Annotated in this window: 9 protein-coding genes and 1 pseudogene; all 10 read left to right on the forward strand. The window is 41.9% G+C overall.

Annotated features, from left to right (window positions below):
* Positions 1 to 441 (forward strand): annotated as a pseudogene (locus QZ359_RS02040) (DNA recombination/repair protein RecA); the annotation flags it as partial.
* 114 nt (positions 442 to 555) lie between these two features.
* Positions 556 to 1,926 carry an MATE family efflux transporter gene (locus tag QZ359_RS02045; RefSeq protein ID WP_293957459.1) on the forward strand — a complete coding sequence of 457 codons (1,371 nt, stop codon included), beginning with the start codon at positions 556 to 558 and terminating at the stop codon, positions 1,924 to 1,926.
* A gap of 96 nt (positions 1,927 to 2,022) precedes the next feature.
* Positions 2,023 to 2,739, forward strand: a complete 717-nt coding sequence (locus QZ359_RS02050; RefSeq protein WP_049524687.1) for a YebC/PmpR family DNA-binding transcriptional regulator — start codon at positions 2,023 to 2,025, stop codon at positions 2,737 to 2,739.
* A gap of 178 nt (positions 2,740 to 2,917) precedes the next feature.
* Positions 2,918 to 3,370 carry a MarR family winged helix-turn-helix transcriptional regulator gene (locus tag QZ359_RS02055; RefSeq protein ID WP_261082999.1) on the forward strand — a complete coding sequence of 151 codons (453 nt, stop codon included), beginning with the start codon at positions 2,918 to 2,920 and terminating at the stop codon, positions 3,368 to 3,370.
* Positions 3,363 to 5,132, forward strand: a complete 1,770-nt coding sequence (locus QZ359_RS02060) for an ABC transporter ATP-binding protein (RefSeq protein ID WP_293957468.1) — start codon at positions 3,363 to 3,365, stop codon at positions 5,130 to 5,132. Before QZ359_RS02055 ends, QZ359_RS02060 begins: the two co-directional genes overlap by 8 nt.
* Entirely contained in the window at positions 5,122 to 6,882 is a 1,761-nt protein-coding gene (locus QZ359_RS02065; RefSeq protein WP_293957470.1) for an ABC transporter ATP-binding protein, read from the forward strand. Before QZ359_RS02060 ends, QZ359_RS02065 begins: the two co-directional genes overlap by 11 nt.
* A gap of 95 nt (positions 6,883 to 6,977) precedes the next feature.
* The gene (locus tag QZ359_RS02070; protein WP_261082994.1) at positions 6,978 to 7,481 is read left to right on the forward strand and encodes a phosphatase PAP2 family protein; all 504 of its coding nucleotides are present in this window, start codon (positions 6,978 to 6,980) and stop codon (positions 7,479 to 7,481) included.
* Positions 7,482 to 7,594: 113 nt separating this feature from the next.
* Complete coding sequence (locus QZ359_RS02075) at positions 7,595 to 8,041, forward strand: LytTR family DNA-binding domain-containing protein (RefSeq protein WP_000776606.1); 447 nt, start codon at positions 7,595 to 7,597, stop codon at positions 8,039 to 8,041.
* A 4-nt stretch (positions 8,042 to 8,045) separates the two neighbouring features.
* On the forward strand, positions 8,046 to 8,720 hold the full coding sequence (locus tag QZ359_RS02080; protein WP_293957474.1) for a hypothetical protein: 675 nt from the start codon (positions 8,046 to 8,048) through the stop codon (positions 8,718 to 8,720).
* Between the two features lie 105 nt (positions 8,721 to 8,825).
* The coding region (gene rpmB, locus QZ359_RS02085) for a 50S ribosomal protein L28 (protein WP_293957476.1) at positions 8,826 to 9,001 on the forward strand (176 nt) is incomplete at its 3' end.

A 9,001-nucleotide genomic window follows, 5' to 3' on the forward strand; every position in this document is an offset into this window, starting at 1 on the left:
CAAATCAAGGGAACTGGTGACCAAAAAGATACCAACGTTGGTAAAGAAACTAAGATCAAGGTCGTGAAAAACAAGGTGGCTCCACCATTTAAGGAAGCCTTCGTTGAAATCATGTACGGAGAAGGGATTTCTAAGACTGGTGAACTCTTGAAAATCGCAAGTGATTTGGATATCATCAAAAAAGCAGGGGCTTGGTACTCTTACAAGGATGAGAAAATCGGGCAAGGTTCTGAAAATGCTAAGAAATACTTGGCAGATAACCCAGAAATCTTTGATGAAATTGACCATCAAGTCCGTGTTCAATTTGGTTTGATTGATGGAGAAGAAGCTTCTGTAGAAGCTGCTGAAAACAAAAAAGATGAGCCAAAGAAAGAAGAAGCCGTGAATGAAGAAGTCACCCTTGATCTAGGCGATGAACTTGAAATCGAAATTGAAGAATAAACTGTTAAAGTAGTGGAGAAATCCACTGCTTTTTCGATTTTGTGTTCAAATTTTCAGATTGCCTATAGTTTGCTGTTTCTTGTCGCTCCTCTAGAAAGCTGATATAATAGCCTTATGAATAAAAAACGAACAGTGGACCTGATACATGGTTCGATTCTTCCCTCGCTCTTAAGCTTCGCCTTCCCAATCTTACTGTCAAATATTTTTCAACAGTTCTATAATACTGCTGATGTCTTGATTGTTGGGCGTTTTCTTGGCCAAGATTCTTTAGCTGCAGTAGGGGCGACAACAGCGATTTTTGATCTGATTGTAGGTTTTACTCTTGGTGTTGGCAATGGCATGGGAATTGTCATTGCCCGCTATTATGGAGCTCGGAATTTCACTAAAATCAAGGAGGCAGTAGCAGCCACCTGGATTTTAGGTGCACTTTTGAGTATTGTAGTTATGTTGCTGGGCTTTCTTGGCTTGTATCCACTCTTGCAATACCTAGATACCCCTGCAGAAATCCTTCCCCAGTCCTATCAATATATTTCTATGATTGTGACCTGTGTAGGTGTCAGCTTTGCTTATAATCTCTTTGCAGGTTTGTTGCGGTCTATTGGGGACAGTCTAGCTGCCCTTGGATTTTTGATTTTTTCTGCCTTGGTCAATGTGGTTTTGGATTTGTATTTTATTACGCAATTGCATCTGGGAGTTCAATCCGCGGGACTTGCTACAATCATTTCGCAAGGCTTATCAGCGGTTCTCTGCTTCTATTATATCCGTAAGAGTGTGCCTGAGCTACTCCCTCAGCTCAAGCATTTCAAATGGGATAAGGCCTTATACGCTGATCTTTTGGAGCAAGGTTTGGCTATGGGCTTGATGAGTTCGATTGTGTCCATCGGCAGTGTGATTTTACAGTCTTCTGTCAATACTTTTGGAGCCGTAATTATTAGTGCCCAGACGGCAGCTCGACGCATTATGGCCTTCGCCCTTCTTCCCATGACCGCTATTTCTGCATCAATGACGACCTTTGCTTCTCAGAATCTAGGAGCTAAGCGTCCAGACCGTATTGTTCAAGGTATTCGAATCGGCAGTCGTCTAAGCATGTCCTGGGCAGTTTTTGTTTGTGCCTTTCTCTTTTTTGCTAGTCCTACCTTAGTTTCCTTCTTGGCCAGTTCGACGGATAGCTATTTGGTAGAAAATGGCAGTCTCTATCTGCAAATCAGCTCAGCTTTTTATCCTATTTTGAGCCTCTTGTTGATTTATCGCAATTGTTTGCAGGGCTTGGGGCAAAAAATCCTTCCTCTGGTTTCTAGCTTTATCGAATTAATCGGGAAAATCGCTTTTGTGGTCTTGATTATCCCTTGGGCAGGCTATAAGGGTGTTATCCTTTGTGAACCCCTTATCTGGGTTGCCATGACCATTCAGCTGTACTTCTCACTGTTCCGTCACCCCTTGATAAAAGAAGGCAAGGCAATCTTGGTAACCAAAGTGTCTTCATAGCTCGATTTGCTGAATAAAATCCATTTCCTCTAGTGAAAATCGAAAAAACTTGTGTTATAATAAGAAAGATTAAAATGTGAAAAAAGGAGATTCCTAATGGGACGTAAATGGGCCAATATCGTAGCTAAGAAAACGGCTAAAGATGGAGCTAACTCTAAAGTATATGCAAAATTTGGTGTAGAAATCTATGTAGCAGCTAAAAAAGGTGATCCAGACCCAGAATCAAACACTGCTTTGAAATTCGTTATCGACCGTGCTAAACAAGCCCAAGTGCCAAAACACGTTATCGATAAAGCGATTGATAAAGCAAAAGGAAACACAGACGAAACCTTTACAGAAGGACGTTACGAAGGTTTTGGACCAAATGGTTCTATGCTGATCGTTGATACCTTGACTTCAAACGTTAACCGTACAGCGGCTAATGTCCGTGCAGCTTTTGGTAAAAACGGAGGAAACATGGGCGCTTCAGGTTCTGTTTCTTACCTCTTTGACAACAAAGGTGTTATCGTATTTGCAGGTGAAGATGCGGACGCAGTCTTTGAGCAATTGCTAGAAGCAGATGTGGATGTGGATGATGTAGAAGCAGAAGAAGGAACAATCACAGTCTACACAGCGCCAACTGACCTTCACAAGGCTATCGTTGCCCTTCGTGAGTCAGGTGTCGAAGAATTCCAAGTTACTGAATTGGAAATGATTCCTCAGTCAGAAGTGGAATTGTCAGGCGATGACCTTGAAACCTTTGAAAAACTTTACAGCGTTCTTGAGGACGACGAAGACGTACAAAAGATCTACACAAACGTAGATGGATTCTAATTTAACCTAGAGAACACAATCCTAAGTGAAAAAATCACTTGGGATTTTTTGAATCAAGAAAATAGTTCTCTTGGAAACTTTTTTTCTTGACATCTTTTCTGAAAATGATAAAATAGTTCTCATGAAAACTTATTTAGTTCCTAGGAGAACTAAATGTGATGGTTAGAAAGGAGTTAGTATGGATAAGCCGATGTTAGTCTTTAAGCGTTTTGGTCATCAGATTCACCTGATGGTGCAAAAGGAAGCCAAACGTTGTGGTATTGAATTTATGGGTGGGCCGCAAGGTCAGGTTGTGCGTTTTTTGGATAATCGTGAGAAAAACCAAGACATGGTCTTGATTAAAGATATCGAGCAGGAACTCAATATTACCAAGTCTGTTGCTAGTAATTTGGTCAAGCGTATGGTGCAAAATGGTTTGGTGGAATTGGAGGCGAATCCTAGCGATAAGCGGGCAAAATTTGTTCGTTTGACGGACAAAGCACGTTCTCAGATGCAAGAGGTTAAGGCTTTTTTTGAACGAATAGACAAGCAGTTGATGGAAGACATTGATGAAGATGAATTACTGATTTTTGAGAAAGTTCTCGGTCAACTACAGGAAAATATCAAGGGAATAGGAGGAGAGAATGAATAAATTAGCCAAACGAATTAGTAGAAAAGAATGGGGGATGATTTTACTAGCCATTCTCTTTATCTGCTTTTCGGTCTATCTAGAGTTGGAAGTGCCAACCTATATCTCAAAAATTACGGATTTGCTAGGTAGTCAAGGAACTAATTTAGATGAGTTGTGGCAGCCGGCAAGCATGATGGTGGGAATGTCCTTTCTTGCCTTCTTGTCCGTAGTTGCAGTTGGATTTTTTGCATCCCGAGTGGCAGCTTCTTATACTAGTAGGCTGAGAAGTGATATTTTTAACCGAGTTTTGGATTACTCGCAGACAGAGATTAAGAAATTCTCTATTCCCAGTCTCTTGACGCGTACTACCAATGACATTACTCAAGTTCAAATGTTGATTACCATGGGCTTGCAAGTGGTAACGCGTGGTCCGATTATGGCTATCTGGGCTATCGGGAAGATTTTAGGCCATTCAGAATACTGGCTCTGGGCCGTTCTTGTAGCAGTGATTGTCAATGTTTTGATGACGACAGTCTTGATGACGCTAGCCTTTCCAAAACAGTCCTTGATTCAAAGTCTGACTGATAAACTGAACAGTATCACTCGTGAGAGTTTAACAGGTATTCGTGTCGTTCGTGCCTACAATGCTGAAGAATACCAAAATGAAAAATTTGCAGCAGCAAATGATGAATTGACAAGCTTGAATTTGTTTGTCAACCGTCTTATGGCTATTTTGAACCCTATCATGATGGGGATTTCAAGTGGTTTGAGTGTGGCGATTTACTGGATTGGGGCCTATGTGATTAACGACGCTGCTCCGATAGCACGTCTGCCTCTCTTTAGTGACATGATTGTTTTCATGTCTTATGCCATGCAGGTTGTCATGGGCTTCCTTCTCATGGGAGCACTCTTCATCGTTCTTCCCCGAACCATGGTTTCTGCTAAGCGGATTAATCAAGTTTTAGATTTGCATTCTTCTATCCAAAATCCTGCTCAAGTGCAGCTGGCTGATGAAAACCTCAAAGGTCAGGTCGAATTTAAGGATGTGACCTTCCGATATGCGGTAAATTCGGAGGCAGTTATCGAGCATGTTAGCTTTAGAGCAGACGCTGGTCAAACAGTGGCCTTTATTGGGTCAACAGGTTCTGGTAAATCAACTCTGGTCAATCTGATTCCACGTTTCTACGACGTATCAGCAGGAGAAATTCTGGTGGACGGTGTCAATGTTCAAGACTATGACTTGGAAGAGTTGCGCAACAAGGTTGGTTATATTCCTCAGAAAGCGGTTCTCTTTTCAGGGGATATCAAGGGCAATCTAGACTTTGGACAAAGTCAAGAAACACCACTTAGTGAGCAGGCTATGTGGCAGGCTTTGGAGTTGGCCCAGTCTAAGAACTTTATCGAAGACAAGGAAGCGGGCTTAGCGTCAGAAGTGGCCCAAGGAGGAACCAACTTCTCAGGTGGTCAAAGACAGCGTCTGGCAATTGCGCGTGCCTTAGCTCGGAAGCCAGAAATCCTCATCTTTGATGACTCCTTCTCAGCCTTGGACTACAAGACAGACCGTGTCCTACGCCAAGAGCTAGCAGAGAAAACCAAGTCTATGACCAAGCTTATCGTCGCACAGCGTATTTCAACGATTATGGATGCAGATTTGATTTTGGTCTTGGATCAAGGAAAAGTCGTGGGGCAAGGCACCCACAAGGAACTTCTAGCTAATAACGAAGTTTACCAAGAAATTGCCTATTCACAACTATCGAAGGAGGAATTGGAACATGGAAAATAAAAAACTGTCGCTCTGGAAACAGAGTAAACCCTATCTTGCAGGTCTCCAGTTTGCCCTTCTGATAGCCTTTCTAGCAACAATCTTATCCAATATCATTACTGTATATGGTCCAACCCGTATCAAGGAAATGACCAATATTATTGCCAGTGGTCTAGAAACAAGTGTGGATGTAGCGACGGTTGCAGCTATTGGTGGTTTTTTGGCCGTGATTTATGTGATCGGACTTCTATCAAATTATTTGCAGGCCTTTCTATTTACAACAGCAATTCAACGTTTTTCAGAGCGTTTGAGAAGAGCTATTGCAGAGAAAATCAATAACCTACCATTGGGGTATTTTGATGGACATTCTCAAGGAGATACCTTGTCTCGTGTAACTAATGACGTTGACACTGCAGCCCAGTCCCTCAATCAAAGTCTAGGAACGGTTCTTTCATCTAGTTTATTAGTTTTAGCAGTCTTGGTAACCATGTTTGGAATGAACTGGATTTTAGCCTTGGTAACGGTTGTTTCAACCCTTATTGGTTTTGTTTTCGTGTCCGTCTTTATGGGCAAATCGCAGGGCTTCTTTAAGAGTCAGCAACAAGATTTGGCAGCTGTAAATGGTTATGTGGAGGAAATGTACTCTGGCCATAATGTGGTGACCAGTTACAATGCTATCGAGAGCACGAAAGAAGAATTTGCAACATTAAATCGTCGTCTGTATGATAGTATCTGGAAATCTCAGTTTATTTCAGGGATTATGATGCCGATTATGATGTTTATTGGGAACTTTAGCTATGCCCTAGTGATTATCGTTGGTGCAGCCTTGGCCTTAAATGGGCAGATTAGTATAGGTATTATCGTTGCCTTTATGGCCTACGTTCGCATCTTTTCTCAGCCTCTTTCACAAATCGCTCAAGGGATTACTAGTTTGCAGCAGGCTAATGCAGCCATGGGACGTGTCTTCGAATTCCTAGCTGAAGAGGAAATGAAAGACGAATCCCATAAAGCAAGACAATTGAGCGATATGAAAGGTCAAGTAGTCTTTGATCGAGTCTCCTTTGGTTACACACCAGAGCGAACTATCATCCATGACTTTTCTGCGACGGCTCATGCAGGTCAAAAGGTTGCCATTGTCGGACCGACTGGGGCTGGTAAGACAACTATTGTCAATCTTTTGATGAAGTTCTATGAGATTGATAAGGGAAGTATCCGCATCGATGGTGTAGATACAAAGGATATGAAGCGTTCGGAAGTACACGATGCCTTTTCAATGGTCTTGCAGGATACTTGGCTCTTTGAAGGGACCATTCGCGACAATCTCATCTATAACCAAACAGGTATTAGTGATGAGCGCGTGATTGAAGCCAGCAAGGCTGTAGGGATTCACCACTTTATCATGACACTACCAGATGGTTACGATACCGTCTTGGATGATACAGTGATCTTGTCTGTCGGACAAAAACAACTCTTGACCATTGCTCGTGCTTTGTTAAAAGATGCGCCACTCCTAATCCTAGATGAGGCGACATCTTCGGTTGATACCCGTACAGAGGAATTGATTCAGAAAGCCATGGATCGTTTGATGGAAGGCAGAACTTCCTTTGTCATCGCCCACCGCTTGTCAACCATTCGTAATGCTGATCTGATTCTGGTTATGAAGGATGGAAATATCATCGAGCAAGGCAATCATGATGAGCTGATGGCACAAGCTGGTTTCTACGCTGACCTCTACAACAGTCAATTTACAGAAGACCAAGCAGAAGAATAAATCGAAAGAAGGCTTGACGGCCTTCTTTTTCTGCACTATACTAGAAGACAAGTGCTTCCCTATAAGCAAAATTTGAGTAAGTGATGAGAAAATATATGAAAAATTATCAAGAATGGTATGACCACATTGCTGGTAATATTGAAAATAAGCCCTTTCTTCAGAGCTTGTTAAGAACTTTCAATCGGTTCATGACGGTAGTTATGCCTATGATTTATCTAACCTTATTAGCAGTTACCTATCTCCAAGAAGGACTTGGGAAACAGGTCGGAATCTATTTGTTTATCCCTGCATCAGGTTTTGTGATTTTGTCCTTTCTTCGTAAGAAAATCAATGCCCTTAGGCCTTATGAAGTTTGGGAAATTGTACCGCTACTAGACAGAGATAGTCCTGGTCAGTCTATGCCTAGTCGTCATGTCTTTTCAGCAACCATTATCTCCATGGCTTGCTTACACGCTAGTCTATCTGTAGGGGTTATCTTGTTGGTCTTGTCAGCCTTCCTAGGTCTAGTGAGAGTCTTAGGGGGAGTGCATTATCCCAAGGATGTAGTGGTTGGCTATATTTGTGGTCTTGTGTGGGGTGTGCTTTTCTTTCTATTTTGACCTGTAAGTTAAGGTGATCCCACAACCACTTACGAGCCTAAAGTAACCACTTGCTTTTTTGCTCTTGTTTTCTTATTTTAGCTTTGATATAGTAGAGTCAGAAAGGAGATGGAATGAAGTTACGAATCGAAATTGACAGCAATTTAGAGGAAACTGAAATTGTCATCAAGGCAGCGGCTTTGACAGATGAGATTGCGGATTTACAGCGGCTCTTGCAAGAGTCCAAGTCTCCTAGGCTGATTTTTTACAAGGGAACAGGTGAATATTATCTGGACTTGTCGGAAATTCTCTTCTTTGAGACGGAAGGTAGCAAGATTTATGCCCATACCCAGAAAGATGCCTACGAGGTTCGGCTTAAACTCTATGAGTTAGAGGCTATTCTTCCTCGCTATTTCAGTCGAGTATCCAAGTCAACGATTGCTAATATTCGGCAAGTCTATTCGGTGGACAAGTCCTTTTCAGGAACGGGCACCATTTCCTTTTACCAGACCCACAAGGAGGTTCATGTCTCACGGCATTACCAATCCCTCCTAAAAGAAAATCTAAGAAACATGAGGTAATAAGATGAAAAAGAAAGCATTTGGTATTGTGTTGCTAGTATTGGCAACTTTAGTATTATTGCAAGGAAATTTTGGGATCCCTTCTTTAGATGGCAAAATATGGCCCTTAATCGGTATTGTCTTTTTTGCCTACCAATCAGTTGAGGCTTTGCTTCGTCGTCATCTAACATCGGCAGTTTTTACCGCTCTAGTAGCCCTCATGATTGCCAATCATTTTTATAACATTTTACCGATTCCAAACCAGTCTTTGTTTTGGGCTAGTATCTTAGCAGTGCTAGGTGTCGGCTATCTCACTCACTCAAGTAAGTTTTGGTACGGAAAAAAATGGTGGTACAACGGTGAACGAACAGTCATCACGGATAAGGAAGTTGCTTTTGGCAGTGGAACCTTCTATAAACAAGATCAAGATCTTGTAGATGACCAAGTAGAAGTGGCTTTTGGAGATGCAAAAATCTACTATGACAACGCAGAGATGTTAGGTGATTTTGCCACTCTGAATATCGAAGTGGCTTTTGGTAATGCAACTGTCTATGTTCCACAACACTGGCGTGTAGACTTGAAAGTAGAAACATCCTTTGGTGCAGCCAAGGCGGACGCTCCTGTAGCCCCAACCAGCAAAACCTTGATTATCCGTGGGGAAGTCGCCTTTGGGAAGTTAGGGGTAGTCTACGTTAAATAAAAAAATCTTCCAATTCCCTTGCAAAAATGAAGAAAGTGTGATAACATAGTACGGTATGTGGTGCTAGCACATCCGCTATATTAGATCTAATAGGAGGAAAACACAATGGCTAAAGTATGTTACTTTACAGGTCGTAAGACTGTATCAGGAAACAACCGTTCACACGCGATGAACCAAACAAAACGTGCCGTAAAACCAAACCTTCAAAAAGTTACTGTTCTTATCGATGGTAAACCTAAAAAAGTTTGGGCTTCAGCTCGTGCTTTGAAATCAGGTAAAGT

The sequence above is a fragment of the Streptococcus sp. genome, from assembly GCF_019414905.1.
In the GTDB taxonomy this organism is placed as follows: domain Bacteria; phylum Bacillota; class Bacilli; order Lactobacillales; family Streptococcaceae; genus Streptococcus.